The sequence below is a fragment of the Pseudolabrys sp. FHR47 genome, assembly GCF_005153485.1.
GTDB lineage: Bacteria > Pseudomonadota > Alphaproteobacteria > Rhizobiales > Xanthobacteraceae > Pseudolabrys.
This window is the reverse complement of sequence record NZ_CP039740.1, coordinates 1,624,944-1,640,628: the sequence shown is the minus strand read 5'-3', so window position 1 is coordinate 1,640,628 and position 15,685 is coordinate 1,624,944. Positions and strand designations below refer to the sequence as shown.

15 protein-coding genes and 1 pseudogene are annotated in these 15,685 nt (G+C 61.1%); 6 read left to right on the top strand and 10 right to left on the bottom strand.

Annotated elements, in window-relative coordinates; all coding sequences use genetic code 11:
• Positions 1–25 precede the first annotated feature (25 nt).
• The 4 genes from E8Q40_RS08060 to E8Q40_RS08045 all read right to left on the bottom strand — a co-directional run bounded on the left by E8Q40_RS08060 (position 26) and on the right by E8Q40_RS08045 (position 4,014).
• Positions 26–922: a sterol desaturase family protein gene (locus E8Q40_RS08060; protein WP_137043894.1), complete on the bottom strand. Its 897-nt coding sequence runs from the start codon at positions 920–922 to the stop codon at positions 26–28.
• A gap of 139 nt (positions 923–1,061) precedes the next feature.
• On the bottom strand, positions 1,062–2,348 hold the full coding sequence (locus tag E8Q40_RS08055) for a tetratricopeptide repeat protein (RefSeq protein ID WP_137043893.1): 1,287 nt from the start codon (positions 2,346–2,348) through the stop codon (positions 1,062–1,064).
• Positions 2,335–3,096 (bottom strand): CoA-transferase, encoded by a 762-nt coding sequence (locus tag E8Q40_RS08050; RefSeq protein WP_137043892.1) that lies wholly within the window; start codon positions 3,094–3,096, stop codon positions 2,335–2,337. The genes E8Q40_RS08055 and E8Q40_RS08050 overlap by 14 nt, the downstream gene beginning before the upstream one ends.
• A 102-nt stretch (positions 3,097–3,198) precedes the next feature.
• Positions 3,199–4,014 carry a CoA transferase subunit A gene (locus tag E8Q40_RS08045; RefSeq protein ID WP_137043891.1) on the bottom strand — a complete coding sequence of 272 codons (816 nt, stop codon included), beginning with the start codon at positions 4,012–4,014 and terminating at the stop codon, positions 3,199–3,201.
• Positions 4,015–4,084: 70 nt separating this feature from the next.
• Between E8Q40_RS08045 and E8Q40_RS08040 the strand changes: the two genes are divergently transcribed.
• The 4 genes and pseudogenes from E8Q40_RS08040 to E8Q40_RS08025 form a co-directional block, all read left to right on the top strand.
• On the top strand, positions 4,085–4,999 hold the full coding sequence (locus E8Q40_RS08040) for a methylenetetrahydrofolate reductase (protein WP_168197769.1): 915 nt from the start codon (positions 4,085–4,087) through the stop codon (positions 4,997–4,999).
• A gap of 133 nt (positions 5,000–5,132) precedes the next feature.
• Entirely contained in the window at positions 5,133–5,987 is an 855-nt protein-coding gene (locus E8Q40_RS08035) for a fumarylacetoacetate hydrolase family protein (RefSeq protein WP_137043889.1), read from the top strand.
• A 366-nt stretch (positions 5,988–6,353) separates the two neighbouring features.
• Positions 6,354–6,764: an OsmC family protein gene (locus E8Q40_RS08030; RefSeq protein WP_137043888.1), complete on the top strand. Its 411-nt coding sequence runs from the start codon at positions 6,354–6,356 to the stop codon at positions 6,762–6,764.
• Positions 6,765–6,795: 31 nt separating this feature from the next.
• Positions 6,796–7,017: pseudogene (locus E8Q40_RS08025) on the top strand (fumarylacetoacetate hydrolase family protein); the annotation flags it as partial.
• A gap of 261 nt (positions 7,018–7,278) precedes the next feature.
• On the opposite strand, the gene E8Q40_RS08020 reads toward E8Q40_RS08025, so the two are convergent.
• The 4 genes from E8Q40_RS08020 to E8Q40_RS08005 form a co-directional block, all read right to left on the bottom strand.
• Complete coding sequence (locus E8Q40_RS08020; protein WP_137043886.1) at positions 7,279–7,986, bottom strand: hypothetical protein; 708 nt, start codon at positions 7,984–7,986, stop codon at positions 7,279–7,281.
• A 40-nt stretch (positions 7,987–8,026) separates the two neighbouring features.
• A complete protein-coding gene (locus E8Q40_RS08015) occupies positions 8,027–8,707 on the bottom strand; it encodes a hypothetical protein (RefSeq protein ID WP_137043885.1) in 681 nt (226 codons plus the stop codon).
• Positions 8,708–8,899: 192 nt separating this feature from the next.
• On the bottom strand, positions 8,900–10,234 hold the full coding sequence (locus E8Q40_RS08010) for a DNA-packaging protein (RefSeq protein ID WP_137046634.1): 1,335 nt from the start codon (positions 10,232–10,234) through the stop codon (positions 8,900–8,902).
• On the bottom strand, positions 10,185–10,916 hold the full coding sequence (locus E8Q40_RS08005; RefSeq protein ID WP_137043884.1) for a hypothetical protein: 732 nt from the start codon (positions 10,914–10,916) through the stop codon (positions 10,185–10,187). The genes E8Q40_RS08010 and E8Q40_RS08005 overlap by 50 nt, the downstream gene beginning before the upstream one ends.
• 252 nt (positions 10,917–11,168) lie before the next feature.
• Between E8Q40_RS08005 and E8Q40_RS08000 the strand changes: the two genes are divergently transcribed.
• Positions 11,169–11,477 (top strand): type II toxin-antitoxin system MqsR family toxin, encoded by a 309-nt coding sequence (locus E8Q40_RS08000; protein WP_137043883.1) that lies wholly within the window; start codon positions 11,169–11,171, stop codon positions 11,475–11,477.
• A 1-nt stretch (position 11,478) separates the two neighbouring features.
• Positions 11,479–11,886, top strand: coding sequence for a type II toxin-antitoxin system MqsA family antitoxin (locus E8Q40_RS07995; RefSeq protein WP_137043882.1), 408 nt, complete (start codon positions 11,479–11,481; stop codon positions 11,884–11,886).
• A gap of 150 nt (positions 11,887–12,036) precedes the next feature.
• On the opposite strand, the gene E8Q40_RS07990 is transcribed toward E8Q40_RS07995, so the two are convergent.
• Positions 12,037–14,559 carry a toll/interleukin-1 receptor domain-containing protein gene (locus tag E8Q40_RS07990; RefSeq protein ID WP_137043881.1) on the bottom strand — a complete coding sequence of 841 codons (2,523 nt, stop codon included), beginning with the start codon at positions 14,557–14,559 and terminating at the stop codon, positions 12,037–12,039.
• Between the two features lie 308 nt (positions 14,560–14,867).
• The gene (locus tag E8Q40_RS07985; protein ID WP_137043880.1) at positions 14,868–15,539 is read right to left on the bottom strand and encodes an outer membrane protein; all 672 of its coding nucleotides are present in this window, start codon (positions 15,537–15,539) and stop codon (positions 14,868–14,870) included.
• Positions 15,540–15,685 lie beyond the last annotated feature (146 nt).

Here is a 15,685-nt window from a genome sequence, read left to right as displayed (position 1 = left end):
TTGTGCAGCGCACAAGACTGCTCGGCTAGGGACGGCGCCTGAACGGCCACGCCAGTTGCTGCAGGAAGCCCGCCGGCATCTCTTCCTGGATACCGATATCGACCGGTGGCCGGTAGTCCCGCGCGTTATAAAACGTGCCGAAGACATGATCCCAGAGCATGATGTTCTCGGAGTAGTTCTTGTTGCCTTCGCGCAGATCCTTGCTGTGATGCCAGCGGTGCAGCTCCGGCGTGTTGAACCACCACGACAGCGGTCCGAACTTCATGTCGACATTGCAGTGGGTCAGCATGCCGACGAAGGCGGTGATCGCCGAGAGCCAGATCAGCACTTCCATCGGCGCGCCGAGCGCGAGCAAGATCGCCATGCCAAGCCCGATGCTCTTGAAGCTGTCGACGAAGTGAAAACGTCCGGTGTTGACGATCCAGAGCCGCGTCACGCTGTGATGCACGGCATGGAAGCGCCACAGCCACGGCCACTCGTGCGCTATGCGATGGCCCCAGTAGAGACCGAACTCGGCGGCAGCGATGGCGAGGATGACCTGCGTCCACATCGGCCAGCTGCGCGGCCAGATGCTGTAGCCCGGTTCGGCCGCCGGCGTGACGTAACTTGAAATGCCGATAACAGTCGAGAACACCACCGCGGCCTGCACCACGCCCTTGCTGGTCAGCGTATGGGCGATGTTGGCGAAGGTCTGCCCGTCATTCTCGTTCCACACCCGCTCGTGCGGCATCCACTGTTCGAGACCATAAAGGCACAACGCCAGCAGCAGATAGGCGATGTTGAAGAACAGCGCCGGCATCTCCACCGTGAAGCCATAGGCCATGATAGCGATCGAGATCGTCAGCAGCCCAGGCCAGGCAAGCCAGGAAATCGCGTTGCGCAGGGGGCTGAAAGTGTCGGCGGGCAGGGTCGAGTCGGACATGGCTATTTTTTAGTGCGACGCACCCCTCAGCGCCAGAGCTTCGGCAGGCAATTCAAATATGAATAGCTGCATGACTGCTGGCCGACGCTTCGATGACAACCCTGTTGCGCGGCCTGGCAGCCGGGCACCTGGCTATCGCTCAGCCGGCCCGCAGCACCGCAAGGTAGCCATTGACCCGCGCGGCGGCCTCCTGCCGGATCACAACCGGCTCCAGTTCTTCGACGGAGAAGCCGCTCGCCTGCGCCAGCCCACGGATATAGGCGGCGGAATGCGCAAAGTGAAACGTCTCGCGGTATGCGACGTTGGCATCCTCAGAGACCTCGACCGAGAATAAGAACAGGCCATTCTTTCTGAGCGCGCGGCGCACGCGTTCGAACACAGCCTCGAGGTCGCCAATATAGATGAACACGTCGGCGGCAACGACGACATCGCAGCTCGTCTCCTGGCCGTCGAGAAACGCCACCAGTTCGCCGCACACGAGTTCATCATAGATGCCACGCGCCCTCGCCTTCTCCAGCATCTTCGGCGACAGATCGACACCGATCATCTGGCGCCTGAGCGACACGATCTGCTCGCCGACCAAGCCCGTGCCGCAGCCGAGATCGAGGATATCGAGGTCGCCCGTCGCACCATGGCGTTTCAGCGCATCGGCGATCGCCACCGGAATGGCGTATTTCAGGTCCTCGACAAGATTACGGTCGAAGGTCTCGGCATATTGGTCGAAGGCCGCGACCACACTCGCTGCCGGAGTAGCTGTTGGCGGCGGTGCGGCGCCGAGCGCCGCCAGATGCAGCGCGACCTGCCCCTGATCCACGCCATGTCGCAACGCATCGCGATAGGCGGCAATGGCTTCGTCCTTGCGCTTGAGTTGCGCCAACGACAGCGCGCGGCCGAGCCACGCTTCCGGCAGCTTCGGGTTCAGCGCCAGCGCCTTGTCATAGGCAACAAGCGCCTTCTCGCTGTCTTTCGCCAGCGACAGGATGCTGCCGAGCCCGAGCCATGCCTCGACCAAGTCAGGCTTCAACCCGGCCGCGCGGTTGAACGACTGCAACGCATCGTCGAGACGGCGCAGCGTGTGGAGCGCCTTGCCACGCTGGTTCCAGCTATCCGCGGCATTCGGATTGATGGCAATGGCGCGGTCGAAACATGCGACGGCTTCCCCCGGACGCGCGAGCGCTTGAAGAACCATGCCGAGATTGTGGTGCGTGGCGTCCGAATTGGCGTTGACGGCGATGGCCGCCTTGATGGTGCGTTCGGCGTCCTCGAACTTTCCGGCGCCGGTCAGCACCATGCCGAGCAGATTGAGCCCGGCCAGATGTTGCGGGCTCTGCGCCAGCAGGTCCCTGAACTGCCGTTCGGCATTCTCCAGTTGGCCGGCCTGGAACGACCCTATGGCTTGCCGCAGCAGATCGTCATCGCTCGGCATTGTTGTTTCCGCGATGACCGGCGCCGAAAACCTGCTCCACGAACTGCGGATAGAGCGCTTCGAGTTGCGGCGCCACCTTCTCGCGCATCAGCGCCAACGTTTCCGGCGTCGGCGCCGGCGTCTCCGGCACAACCGCCGGGCGGTCGAAGTCGAAGCCGGTGTGCTCGATCACCTCCTCCACCGTATGCCCCGGATGCACGCTCTTGAGCGTAAACCGGCCATTGGCGAAGGAGAACAGGCAGCGGTTGGTGATGAGCGCAACCGGGCCACCGGTGCGATAGACATTCGGCTCGCTGTGGCCCGCCGCGCTGATGAAATCCACCTTCGGCACCAGAGTGCGGCGCGAATGCTCGGTGCGGAACAGGATCACCTTGGGCACGATGTAATAGAGATGCGCCGATCCATAGGAGCCGGGAAAGCGCACCTTGGGATGCGCGTGATCGCCGATCTCGACGAGATTGATGTTGCCTTCGCCGTCGATCTGCCCCCCCGAGAGAAAGAACACGTCGATGCGGCCCTGCCCGGCGCAGTCGAACAGTTCGCGGCCGCCATCAGTCCAGAAGGTGTGCTGCGAACTGCCGAGCAGCGACACATAAGGCCGGTTCGTGCCCGTGAGCTTGCCGCGCTCGCGCGCCAAAAGCGCGGCCGTCGCCGGGATCGGCGAAGCATTGCCGACGGCGACATGGCGCACATCGCCGATGGTGTTAGCGATCTGATCGGCGAGGAGTTCTTCGGGGAGGAAGGTCATGATGTCTACTCGTCGTCCCCGCGAAGGCGGGGACCCATAATCCCTGTGCTCACGAAAATTCGGTGGCTATGGGTCCCCGCCTTCGCGGGGACGACAGAAAGATCACACCGCGACATTCTCATGCACATACTTCGCGACATACTCCCCAAACCCCTCCTCGCTCGCCGCCATCTTTGCGTACAGCTTGAGATGCTCGACATCGGCGCGGTAGCGGTCCGGCAGCGGCAGCGGCCAGGCGCCATTCTCGGCGACGGCTATGGCATCGACATAGAAGCCGGGCAAGGTGCCGGCGGCATACAAGGGATCGTCGAGCAGATTGCGGTTCTCGATCTTCTCGACGGTGACGATGGTGCGCTTCGACGCATGCGCCATGGTCACGAGCTCGCGCTGGCGGCCGATCCAGACATTGCCGTGTTCGTCGGCGAGCGGCGCGTGGAACAGCGCGACGTCCGGGTTGATCGCCGGCAGCAGCACGATCGGATCGGAATTACCGAACGGTGAATCGATCACCTTCCAGTCGTCGCGATATTTCAGCACGTCCGAGCCGATGAGCCCGCGCAGCGGCATGAAGGGCACGCCCTTCTCCGCCGCCTGCAAGGCGGCGTGCAGCGCCGGACAGGTAGCGTCCTTCATCTTGATCGCGCCCGACAAAACCGCGGCGGTGAAGCGCGGCGCCGGCCCGAGTTCGCCGAGGCTGACGGCGCTGGTTTCCAAGGTCGCGACGCAGCCCGCCCCGATCAGCATATCGGCCTGCATCGACGAGGTCGGCAGCGCGACGAGATGCAGGTTCTTGATACCGCGCCGGATCAGCGCCCGCGTCGCCGCCATCGGCACGCCGCAGACTTCGCGCGGCACGATCAGCAGCGCGCCGTCGGCAATAGTGGATACCGCCTCATCGACGGATTGCAGCAATGACATGTCAGTGTCCCGGCGTTGTTCGGCGGGCATACTTGCAAGCTTTGCGCAATTCTGCGAGAGGCAAAACCGCATGGAAACCTTGCAGCAAAAACTCAGCCACGGGCGCTTCGTCATCACCGCCGAGATCACGCCGCCGGTGTCGTTCGATCGCGCCGATCTCGTTGCCAAGGCGGCGCCGCTCAAGGGTCTCGCCGACGCGGTCAATGTCACCGACGGCGCCGGCGCCCGCTCCCACATGGGCGCGCTGGCCGCCGCCGCGATCCTGATCCAGGAAGGCATCGAGCCGATCCTCCAGCTCACCTGCCGCGACCGCAACCGCATCGCGCTGCAGGGCGACCTGATGGCCGCCGCCGCGCTCGGCATTCGCAATCTCCTCATCCTGCGCGGCGACGATCCGTCCGCCGGCGACCAGCCCGACGCCAAGCCGGTGTTCGACCTCGACGCTCGCGGCCTTCTGGAAACCGCGCGCAAGCTGCGCGACACGAACGAACTGCCGAGCGGCCGCAAGGTCGCCGGCACCGCCGCCTTCTTCCTCGGCGCCGCCGATGCGCCGATCGATCCGCCGCCCGGCTGGGAGCCGAAGGGCCTCACCGGCAAGGTTGAAGCCGGCGCGCAATTCGCGCAGACCCAGTTCTGCATGGACCCTGACGTCGTCGCCCGCTACACGGCGCGGCTCGCCGAGCACGGGCTTGTTGGCGAAGGGTCTGCGGACCTCAAGCTCATCATCGGTATCGCGCCTTTGCGCTCGGCCAAGTCGGCGCGCTGGATGCGCGAGAAATTGTTCGGCACCATCATCCCGGACGCGACCGTCGCCCGCCTCGAGGCCGCCGCCGATCCGGCCGCGGAAGGGCGCGCCATCGCCGTGGACCTGATCGCGGCGCTCGCCGCCAATCCTCAGGTCGCCGGCGTGCACATCATGGCGCCCAACAATGACGAGGCCGTGCCGGACGTCATCCGCGCCGCGCGGGCGCGGCTCAAGCGCTGACCCTGCGGGCGCAAGTCGGCCGCGCGCACCTCCCCGTCTGCCTCCCCTTGCCCCGCGCCTTGCGCCATCGCATAGTCCCGCCCCTCTTTCGCCAAACGGCAATAACGACAAACTGATCAAGGGAGACCTAAGTATGAAGCTCGTCCGCTACGGCGCACCCGGCCGCGAAAAGCCCGGCATCATCGCGGAGGACGGCAAGATCCGCGACCTGTCGCGCGTCGTAAAAGACATCGACGGCGACATGATCGCCGCGGGCGGTCTCGCCAAGATCAAGAAGCTCAATCTCAAGCGCATGAAGCCGGTCTCCGGCAAGCCGCGCCTCGGCGCGTGCGTCGGCAATGTGAAGAACTTCGTCGCCATCGGCCTCAACTATTCCGACCACGCCGCCGAAGCGGGCCTGCCCGTGCCGAAAGAGCCTGTGATTTTCTGGAAGCACACCTCGTCGATCTGCGGCCCGAATGACGACACCATCGTGCCGAAGGAATCGCTGAAGCTCGACTGGGAAATCGAACTCGGCATCGTGATCGGCAAGCGCGCGCGCTATCTTGACAAGGCCAAGGCGAAGGACGCCATCGCCGGCTACTTCCTCGCCAACGACGTCTCCGAGCGCAATTTCCAGATCGAGCGCTCCGGTGGCCAGTGGGGCAAGGGCAAGAGCTGCGAGACCTTCGGGCCGATCGGCCCGTGGTTCGTCACCAAGGACGAGATGAAGAACCCGCAGAACCTCAACATGTGGCTCGACGTCAACGGCGAGCCGCGCCAGCGCGGCAACACCAAGACCATGGTGTTCGATTGCGAGTTCATCGTCTGGTACTGCTCGCAGATGTTCGTGCTCAATCCGGGCGACATCATCATCACCGGCACGCCGCCGGGCGTGGGCCTCGGCATGAAGCCGACCCCGCAGTTCCTGAAAGCGGGCGACGTCGTCACCCTCGGCATCGACGGCCTCGGCGAGCAGAAGCAGAAGATCGTCGCGTTTAAGAAGTAAGCTTGCTTACTTCACCTCTCCCATAGGGAGAGGTCGGATCGCGAAGCGATCCGGGTGAGGGGTTACAAACCATCGGGCTCACTTGCCCCCTCACCCCAACCCTCTCCCCCATAGCTCGCCGAACGGCGAGCGTCCGCTCGCCTATGGGGAGAGGGAGCGCGCCGAGCAAGTCACTTCTCCGGTCATCCCCGCGTAAGCGGGGACCCAGTCAAAAAAAGCAAAAAACCCCGGGCGACGAGCCCGGGGTTTTTGCAAGCGGAGCAGACGCCGGAATATTGACTCATCTCAAGGGGCCACCCGGCGCAAGCGTTAGACTTCCGATAGAAGGAAAAAAGCGACCGGCGCGGCCGGACTCGGAGAACCACCATGCTCGAATACGACGTCGTCGCAAAGCGTATCGATGCGCACGGCAGCGCGGCCCACTGTAAAGACGCCGAGATCATTCTCGACACCGACGTCAACGGCCGCGCGGACGCTTTCAATCCGGCCGAGTTATTGCTCGCGGCCATCGCCGCCTGCATGATCAAGGGCATCGAGCGCATCGCACCGATGAATCATTTCACGTATCGAGGCGTACAGGTTCGCCTGCATGGCGTGCGGCAGGACTCGCCGCCCTTCATGGCGTCGATCAGCTACGAGCTGATCGTCGACACTGATGAGGACGATCGCCGGCTCGAGTTGATGCACACCAATGTGCGGAAGTTCGGCACTGTCTCGAACACCGTGGCGGCGGCGACCAAGCTCGAAGGTCGGATCGTTCGCGCCAGCAAGGCATGAGCTCATATTCTTCGTGGCAAATTGATGCCGCGGCAACACCAAGACCATGGTGTTCGATTGCGAGTTCATCGTCTGGTACTGCTCGCAGATGTTCGTGCTCAACCCGGGCGACATCATCATCACCGGCACGCCGCCGGGCGTCGGCCTCGGCATGAAGCCGACCCCGCAGTTCCTGAAAGCGGGCGACGTCGTCACCCTCGGCATCGACGGCCTCGGCGAGCAGAAGCAGAAGATCGTGGCGTTTAAGAAGTGAGCTTGCTTACTTCACCTCTCCCATAGGGAGAGGTCGGATCGCGAAGCGATCCGGGTGAGGGGTTACAAACCATCGGGCTCACTTGCCCCCTCACCCCAACCCTCTCCCCCAAGGGGAGAGGGAGCGCGCCGAGCAAGTCACTTCTCCGGTCATCCCCGCGCAGGCGGGGATCCAGCACTTAAAAACAAAACCCCGGGCTTATCGCCCGGGGTTTTTGTTTGTTGCACCAAACAATCTTAGCGACACCCAACAATTAATAATCTAAGGCAACGCAAGACTTCGAAGCAAAGTTGGGACTTTCCCAGCCGGAACAAGTTTTTCCCAAGCTGCTAGATACTGATCGAGGTCAGGATTGAGCGGCACCTCGATAAGCATTCGATTGTCAAATATAAAACTTCCATCGGGGCACGCATCTAAGATGGCAGCCGCAATTTTAGCAGTGAGAGAAGTTTCGCCCGAAGATACAAATATAGAGGCAGAATTTGTGGCGAACCACTCTGGTGTAACACCAACAGACGAATAGTCTAAACCCGGGTTGAGCAGATAATTTTGAGCCCCGGCCTCAAGGGCCTCCCCTCCCTCTTTTGCCATGCGCCGCAACGCATATATCGACCCAGCCCCGCAAAGAGCTTCTTCAATCCACGAATGGCGACCGCTCTTTCCAAATCGCAAGTCACTTCGCGCTGCGAGGTGCGTCAACTCATGACCGAATTGGTAGGAGAATTGCCACGGCCTGTTCACTCCGCAATTCAGTAGAATCAACTCAAACGGAGCGCCAACTACATGCATCGGCGTTGGACTGACTTCAGAATCCTCTCGAACCACCTGCACCGGGTCACTTCGCAGAGGGGGAAAGACATTGTCGGGAAAAAGGCTTTCAATGACATGCCTTGCAGCCGCCACGGATTCGTTTGCTACTACTCCATAAAACGCAAATGCGGGACCCTCGGTTGATTTCAACGTGAACATTGGCCGACCCCACAAAACGCTTCGATCCAGCACCATAACTTTAGATGCCTCTGACGATACGCATCGCTTCGGAATCACTTTCAATGGCGAGGTCTCGGCGACGCTTGTTGTATTCACCCCGCGTTATTCGTCCTTCGAGATATTCTCGACGAATCTTATCGGCTGTGAGCAACGATCGTTCTATGTTGGTGGCCAAGGCGTTTCCTTGTTTTTCATTGTACTGACGGTGCGCTGCCACAAGTCTGGCGTTGATAGCTGCCAGCTCCGCTTGCACCTTGGCCAAGACAGGTTTTTCGGCCGATGTAACTCTTGAACGATCAGCCAATTGTTCGGCCGTTGTTTCTCGTACCTGACACGGAGCCCACGAATAATAGGCATAAAAATCCGGATTTCTACACACTGCCCGCGCATCTTCATTTATGTCTTTTATGGCTGCAGCGTAAGAAGGAGAATCGGCGATCACGTTGTCGATCAACGCCCACCCTTTAGCTTCCATGCAGGCATTGTAGAGTCCGGCGTTGGTTGTCATCCCGCCAGATGCCGAGCCCCCGTAGCGACCTACATAAGCGGCTGAATATGGCTGCTGAACCTGTTGTAAGCAGGCATATCGAGTCTGATTGAATTCATCGACGCCCGCTCCCGGCTTCTGCCACGTTTTTTGCTGCTGCGCACAGCCGGACAAGGCAAGAATGCAAAACAAACCTACTAGTTGCAGTTTCACCTGTACCCTCCCCCACCACTTATATTTCTATTTATAGTTGAATACATCCCAAGTGCACAAGAAAATCTGTTGCGAAGGCATTCGATGCTTTGTGAGTGCTTTGCGTCCAGCCCGTGAACGGATAGCGATGCCCAGCATGCCAACTCGGTTACCCGCGACGAAATGCGCTTCGCTATTGCGCCCTGTCCCCCTTCACCACCTCCTGCTCAAAGTCCACTTCGGCCCCACCGGCCCGTCATAGAGACTCCTGATCCTCGGCCCCACCCACTCCCCTCTCCGCGTCAACTCCGTCACCGCCCACACCAGCGCGTCGAGCCGGTCCGGGCTGCCGCCGCCCGACAGGCCCCCCACACCGAAGTCGCACATCTGGTCTTCCAACTCGGCGAAGCCCGCGCCGACATGCTTCACCTTGCCTTGCGCATACATCGCCGCGATCGGCTCGGCGCGCAGATACTTGCCGCGCGTCGCATGCACCTCCTTCACCGGCACGTTGCGGTCGATCTGCTTGAGCACCGCCTTCACCATGTCGCCGCCCTGGTTGACCTCGGCGACGATCGCGTCGGCCTCGAGCCGCCTATACAAGGCCACCGCCCGCATCGCCCAGCCATCCGGGGCGAGGCCCTGCACGGTCGCGTCCTCCAGCACATAGACCATGCCGCCCTCGGCCATGCCGGCGGCGACAATGCCGCAGGCATCCGCGCCTTGGCGCGATGACGCCGGCGGATCGATGCCCACCACCACGCGCTGCAAAGCCGGCGCCGCTTCAACGCGCGCCGCCCCGATCACCGCGCGCGACCACAGCGCATCGGCGCGGTCCTCGATGATCTCGCCGTCGATCTCCTGCCGCCCCAGCCGCGTGCCGGCATAGCGGCCGATCACCGCCTCGATGAAATCCGGCGACAGATGCGCGGCATTGGCGTGCGTCGAGGCGCGCGTCACCGCGGTGCGCGGATCGGCGACGAGGCGCTTGATCAGCGGGATCGGCTTCGGCGTCGTGGTGACGAGCTGGCGCGGCCGCTCACCCAGCCGCAGGCCGAATTGCAGATTGTCGAAGGTCTCATCCGGCGCGCGCCATTTGGCGAGTTCGTCGCACCAGGCGGCGTCGAATTGCGGGCCGCGCAGTTGTTCGGGATCGTCGGCCGAGAATGTTGTCGCCACCGCGCCGTTCGGCCATTCGAGCCTGCGCCGCGTCGAGGTCCATTGCGGGCGCTCACTGCGCGGACAATGACGCAGGATGCCGGACGGCCCCTCGACCATCACCTCGCGCGCGTCATGCGCGGTCTCGCCGACGAGCGCGATGTTGAACGCGCGCTGCTCGGCGTAGGGCTTGGCGCCGAACACCTGCGCCCGCACCCACTCAGCCCCTAACCGCGTCTTGCCGGCGCCGCGCCCGCCCAGCATCAGCCATGTGGTCCACGGCCCGCCATTGTTGGCGTGACGCGGCGGCTCCTGATGCGTGTGGGCCATAACGATGAAGTCATCCGCCAGCCGCGTCCATTGCCGCAGCGGCGTCATTTCCACCTGCATCGCCAGTTCCAGTCCGGCTCGCGACGAAAGCTCTAATGCGCCGCGCAAGTTCGTTACGGAATTCATCGATATTCTCCGGCAAGTCATCGGCCCCGTCGGGCTGCGGTGTCGCAGCCGCCGTGACGCGATTGAGTTTGAGCATTGCTTCCGTCAGCGACACCAGCATGCGCGCCATGAGCAAGGCGCGCTCTTCGGTGATCGGCTCTGCCCGCTCCTGTTCACGCAGGCTTTTGACGATGCCGATCTGCGCGAGCAGTTCGCGTCGCAGCCACTCAACCAGCGCCGGATCGTCCGGCGGCAGATCGTGGACGGCTTCGGGAAGTTGCGACGGCGGAACGACGAGAGCGGTGGTCCCGGACGGCGCCGGTGCCGGATCGGCGCGCGTCGCGGCCTTCGGCAACGCCGCCGCCCGTGCGGCGAGCTGCGCCGCCGGTATGATGCCGCGCGGCTGCGGACGATAGCGGACCCAACCTTTCTGCTTCGCCATCTCGGCTAGCGTGGTGCGGGCAACACCCAGATCGAACGCCATGGTGCTGAGGATTTCCGGCGTCTGTTCAAAACGCCGCCGGATATCGGCCAGCAATTCGTCGGTAAAGATCATCGGCGATGGCGAACGCCGCTTGAGGCGCACCTTTCGCCTCTTGCCATTGGCAAGCAGGCGCGCGCGGCCGGCCCTTGTCATGACAGGCTCTCCGTTCGGTGGTGGGGATAGTGATGGCTTGAAAAACAAAGGCGGCCGGCCGGGGAGCGAAAGCTCGCACCGGGCGCAGGCCGCCAGACTGCAGGAAAACTAGCCTAGCAGCGTCACGCTGTCAAGGACTATGGTCCGCTCTTTCGCGGCACTCCCAATTCCCTCAGACAACTTATAATTTTGCCCGGCAGCATTACAATTTATGCTCGGCATCTTGCGTATCCACCATTATGGTGTATTTTGATGACGGAGAAGCGGACCGCGCATCACGATCTGGCGTCCATCCAGCGGGCCTTCGCGCAAGGACAAGGCCTGTTCACGAAGGTCGCCGCGCGGGACGCCGCCGCCCTGGGTTACGGCTCACGGGACATCGTCGCCGTCATCCAGACGATGAAGCCCGGCCAGTTCTACAAGTCCATGACGTCGCATTACGACGAGAGCGTCTGGCAGGATGTCTATCACGTGCCGCATGACGGCGCCGTTCTCTATGTCAAGTTCACCGACAATGCGTCGCTGATCGAATTCACGCTCCTGTCCTTCAAGGAGAAATAGAATGCCGAAACCGCCCGTTTGCCCCGAGACCGGAAAGCCCATGGTTCGCGACACGCGGCCGATGGAAATTTCCTACAAGGGGCAATCCGCGACCATCGACATGCCGGGCTGGTATTGCGACGAGTCCGGGCAGAGCCTGTTCACGGCGGACGACATGAAGGTCTCGGACGAAGCGCTCAAGGAGCTGCGCCTTCAGGTCGAGAACCTGTTGAAGCCGCAGGACATCAAGCGCATCCGCAAGAAGATCGGCCTGACGCAGCGGGAGGCCGGCGCCATTCTCGGCGGCGGCCCCAACGCCTTTCAGAAATACGAGCAGGCGACGGTGACGGTCAGCAAGCCGATGAGCAACCTGCTGCGTGTTCTGGAAAGACATCCGGAAGAAGTCGAAGAGCTCAAGAAGCAGGCGTGAGAGCGACGACGGCTTTCGAGAGCCTGCTGTGTACCTCAGCACCGGCCCTGATCGCCCTTCCCCTCTCCCCTAGGGGAGAGGGTGGCGCCCGAAAGCGCGCCGGGAGAGGGGCGACTGTCGGCTTTCCACTCCCTCACCTCAGTACTAAGTTTAATGCCTTCCACCGCGCTCCTTGGCGAAGCTCTCTGCAATCTCAATGTTCCGAATACCTGCTTGTCTCTCTGCATCCGTGAATGAGTTTGTGTCTGAGTAGATTTCCTTCGCTGCAAGATATTCTCCGGCTTCGATATGATACTGCGCCAAGGTCTCTAAGTAAGCGCGAAAGTTCGACCGTCGCTCGTCAGGGTTCTGTGAAGTCACCATCTCCCTCATAATAGAGATGGCTTCTTTCGCCTTGGTTTTGTTGCCCTCTTTCAAATAGATCAGCGCCTGTAAGCGGCGAGGCTCAAAAATCCTGTCTGTCTTCTTCACGGCTTCATCAATTAGCGCAACTGCCTTCTTATTCGATCCCCACAAGTGTTCAAACTCCGCGCGCCTCGTTGTATAAAACGAGTGGCCGCCCTCATCGCCCACTCGCCTTAGAACTTCGAACAAGTCATCAAGCTCGGCCAGGTCTTTCGATTGTCGACCGTGCTTTCTAATAAGCACAGAAATCAATGTATCGAGATGATACGGATTCGTCGGAGCGTGGCTGTAGGCCTCACGAGCAAAGTGCTCTGCATCGGGCAAATTGCCCCTCGCAAGGCAAACCTCGGCCAGCTCTCTGGCCGCGTGAAGATTTCCGGGTGAAAGTTCGTAGGCACGCCGGAAACTTTTCTCCGCTTCGGCGAGCTGACCTTTGAAGCGAAGATTGAATCCCTTAAGAAAGGCGAGATTGCTGCCACCCCATTCTGTGTTCGCCTTAGCTTCCAACTGGCTAATACCGTTATTGAAAGTTTGGTCGTCGCCCAGACGGGAAGCCGACAAGCAAAGATAGCGGCTTGCCCCGACAAAGCCCACATCCGACAGACGCCTGCCCCCCCGAAGTGCTTCGGTCGCAAAACGGATACACTCGCGCCAGTGCTTCTGATCGTAGTGCCGCTTCGCCAACCATACTTGGTGGCTTGGCAGCATAAGGGCAGCCGCAATCTCTGATGGCGCTCCGCCACTCTCCAACGTTGCAAGCACCGCCGAGTCAACAAGTGAGATCGGCGCTGTGCCTTCATCGAGGCGAATAGAAAGCGACTCTGCCAACCGCTTCATAACTAACGCTTGCAACTCTTTTGGAAGCCTGAGGCGTTTGTCGCGCTCAATAGCAATTTGCAGAGGCGGCGACAGTGAGAAACTATCACCGTTTGCTTCGACAATGTGCAGGTGGCTGAGATGGCTGAGATTTGAGCTGACCGCTTGCGGATCAGCATGAAGCGCGTCGACTATGGCACTAAAGTCCAATTCAGGGAGCTGCTTAAGTACCGCTAGAACATTTCGTTCGCCTTCCTTGAAATCAATACGGCTGATGTACTCGGATGACTGCCTGTGTTTCCATTCAATGAATTCGGTCGGATCGGCAAGAAAGGCGGCAACTCCTCTCTCTTCAATTTCTTCAACCATTCGATACACATTGAAGGGATGCGAGTCGGTCAGAGACACAAGGGCATTAAATGAAGCTTCGTTCGGGACTAAGCCTTTTGCCTTTAGCAAACCACCCAAAAGCCGAACCGTATCGTCTCGTTTCAGTGACTTTAGACCTAGATAAATTACATCATCCGCAGCTCGCCGAACGCGGCGTGGCACCATTCTGGGCGCTATCAGAATAGCGGGAGGATGTGGTCGATCCGTGAGCATAGAAATCACTTTATCGAATTCGGGAGCGAACGATCCAGAATCGGTCAGCATGCCGCCGCGATCAATAATTACGGCCGCCTCGCTCGACGGGACGAGCGAGTTGATAAGGTCAGCGATTTGGCGTGTCTTCTCAACCTCACTAGCAGCCGCGAATGCGTGGAATCGCGTCGTCGCTTCGCGTACGGGCATAGAAGGCCGTAACGCGCTGAGTACTCGTCGGAAAAGTTCCTCCAAACCGGCAAATGGATCGAGTTGTATCGTGGGAAATAGCTTTCCGACGTGTCTAAATTGCCGACCGTAAAATTCGGCAGCCAGGGAGCGTCGACCCACACCGAAATTTCCTGAGACAAAAACGGCTTTCGCATTGGGGCGAAGGTGATTAGTCGCATGCGCCTCCAATTCTGCGATTTCGTCTTGTCGACCAACGAACGGGTGGCCGCTTAGCCGCGCTTTTTCCGCTGCCGCAACCAAGTGACCTTGAATGAGACGCGCGGCACCGTCCTCATTGGCAACGCGGCGAACCACATTCCAAAGTTTCACATTGGCGCTAGCCTTCTCGAAGGCCTCTTCCTCAAGACAAACGGTGAGGAATTGACTGATCTTGCCGCTCGCGATCAACTCTGTCCCGATTAGCGTTTCAAAATTCACATACCCTGACGCCGCAGAGGCGTTCGAAAGAAAAAGGCAGAACAGATCACTACGCCGCAAGGCCTCAATGATCACCTGCGCATTCAAGGCACCTTTATCGAAGGTAAGAGAATCCAGCTCAAAGGTGCCGGGCTTGAGTAGGCTGGCAACGGCCTCGACGAAGCCTTTGTCTTTCGAGGAATGGGAAAGAAAGACTTTCATGGTCCCGCTGGTTGCTAGGGTCTGAAAATGCACGCAGGCGGTTATCAAAGCGCCTCATTGAACCGGCGTCAAACGAGGAGGCCTTACACCGGTCATGGCTCGCGCCGCCCGCCCCCAGGGTCAAGACAGCGTAAGGCGAACCCGCAGGCGTAGAACGCCGACCCCTTCCCTGAGCGTGACGCTTGGCCTTCAGCCATCAGGAAGGGATCATCGTCTTTACCGTTGCGGCAACACCCCCCACAAAAAAGCCCGGGGTTTCCCCCGGGCCTTTCGCTTGAGCGCTCTCGCGCCCTTTAGCTTCGCAAAGCTTAGAACCGATAGTTCAAACCGGCGCGAACGAGGTGCGACTTGAAGGTCACATCGTTGGTCGGCGTGCCGCCCGAAACGGTGCCGAGGTCGGCATAGAGATATTCGACCTTGGTGGTCCAGTTGGCGAGCAGCGCGTATTCGACGCCGCCGCCCACGGTCCAGCCGAGCTTGGTCTTCGACCAGTCGCCGCCGGCATTCGGCGTCGCCTTGATGTTGCCGTAGGCCGCGCCGCCGGTCACGTAGGGCAGCCAGCGGTCCCAGCCGGCATAGCCGAGGCGGCCGCGGCCGGTGCCGAACCAGGTCATCTTGGATTCGCAGCCCGCGCCGGTGCAGACGCCGGTGCCGGACGAGTCCGAAGCCTTCATGCCGCTGTACTGGAAGTCGGCTTCCAGGCCCCAGACCCACGAACCGGTCTGCAGGTTGTAGCCGAGCTGGACGCCGCCGATGAAACCCTTCGGCTTGGTCGAGCCGGTGCCGCCGGCGCCCGACCAGTCGGACTTGCCGAAGCCGTAGCCGGCGTTGATGCCGGCGTAGAAGCCGGTCCAGTTGTAATAGGCGGGCGCATAGATCGGCGCCTTGTAGGACGGGCGCGGCAGATCGGCGGCGAACGACGGCGCTGCCATCGTCGCGACGAACAGGCCGGCAGTCATGGCCATCGATAGACGCTTCATCTTCAACTCTCCATGTTGACCAGAGCCGGTTCTCGGCCCTGGCGCTTGAACCCCTGGACAAACCGCGCCGGCGCTTCGCCGATCGCGGGGCCAGCCCCCGGGCTGGCGAATAGCGATACGCGGGCGGTCGTGCCGCGTATGGTTAA

Bases quoted from the DNA above. Each gene is read 5' to 3' on its own strand.
- E8Q40_RS08000 (WP_137043883.1), top strand. From the start codon at position 11,169: ATGACGGAGAAGCGGACCGCGCATCACGATCTGGCGTCCATCCAGCGG.
- E8Q40_RS08030 (WP_137043888.1), top strand. From the start codon at position 6,354: ATGCTCGAATACGACGTCGTCGCAAAGCGTATCGATGCGCACGGCAGC.
- E8Q40_RS08040 (WP_168197769.1), top strand. From the start codon at position 4,085: ATGGAAACCTTGCAGCAAAAACTCAGCCACGGGCGCTTCGTCATCACC.
- E8Q40_RS08055 (WP_137043893.1), bottom strand. From the start codon at position 2,348: ATGCCGAGCGATGACGATCTGCTGCGGCAAGCCATAGGGTCGTTCCAG.
- E8Q40_RS08045 (WP_137043891.1), bottom strand. From the start codon at position 4,014: ATGTCATTGCTGCAATCCGTCGATGAGGCGGTATCCACTATTGCCGAC.
- E8Q40_RS08060 (WP_137043894.1), bottom strand. From the start codon at position 922: ATGTCCGACTCGACCCTGCCCGCCGACACTTTCAGCCCCCTGCGCAAC.
- E8Q40_RS07985 (WP_137043880.1), bottom strand. From the start codon at position 15,539: ATGAAGCGTCTATCGATGGCCATGACTGCCGGCCTGTTCGTCGCGACG.
- E8Q40_RS07990 (WP_137043881.1), bottom strand. From the start codon at position 14,559: ATGAAAGTCTTTCTTTCCCATTCCTCGAAAGACAAAGGCTTCGTCGAG.
- E8Q40_RS08035 (WP_137043889.1), top strand. From the start codon at position 5,133: ATGAAGCTCGTCCGCTACGGCGCACCCGGCCGCGAAAAGCCCGGCATC.
- E8Q40_RS08010 (WP_137046634.1), bottom strand. From the start codon at position 10,234: ATGCAGGTGGAAATGACGCCGCTGCGGCAATGGACGCGGCTGGCGGAT.
- E8Q40_RS08020 (WP_137043886.1), bottom strand. From the start codon at position 7,986: ATGTTCACGTTGAAATCAACCGAGGGTCCCGCATTTGCGTTTTATGGA.
- E8Q40_RS08005 (WP_137043884.1), bottom strand. From the start codon at position 10,916: ATGACAAGGGCCGGCCGCGCGCGCCTGCTTGCCAATGGCAAGAGGCGA.
- E8Q40_RS08050 (WP_137043892.1), bottom strand. From the start codon at position 3,096: ATGACCTTCCTCCCCGAAGAACTCCTCGCCGATCAGATCGCTAACACC.
- E8Q40_RS07995 (WP_137043882.1), top strand. From the start codon at position 11,479: ATGCCGAAACCGCCCGTTTGCCCCGAGACCGGAAAGCCCATGGTTCGC.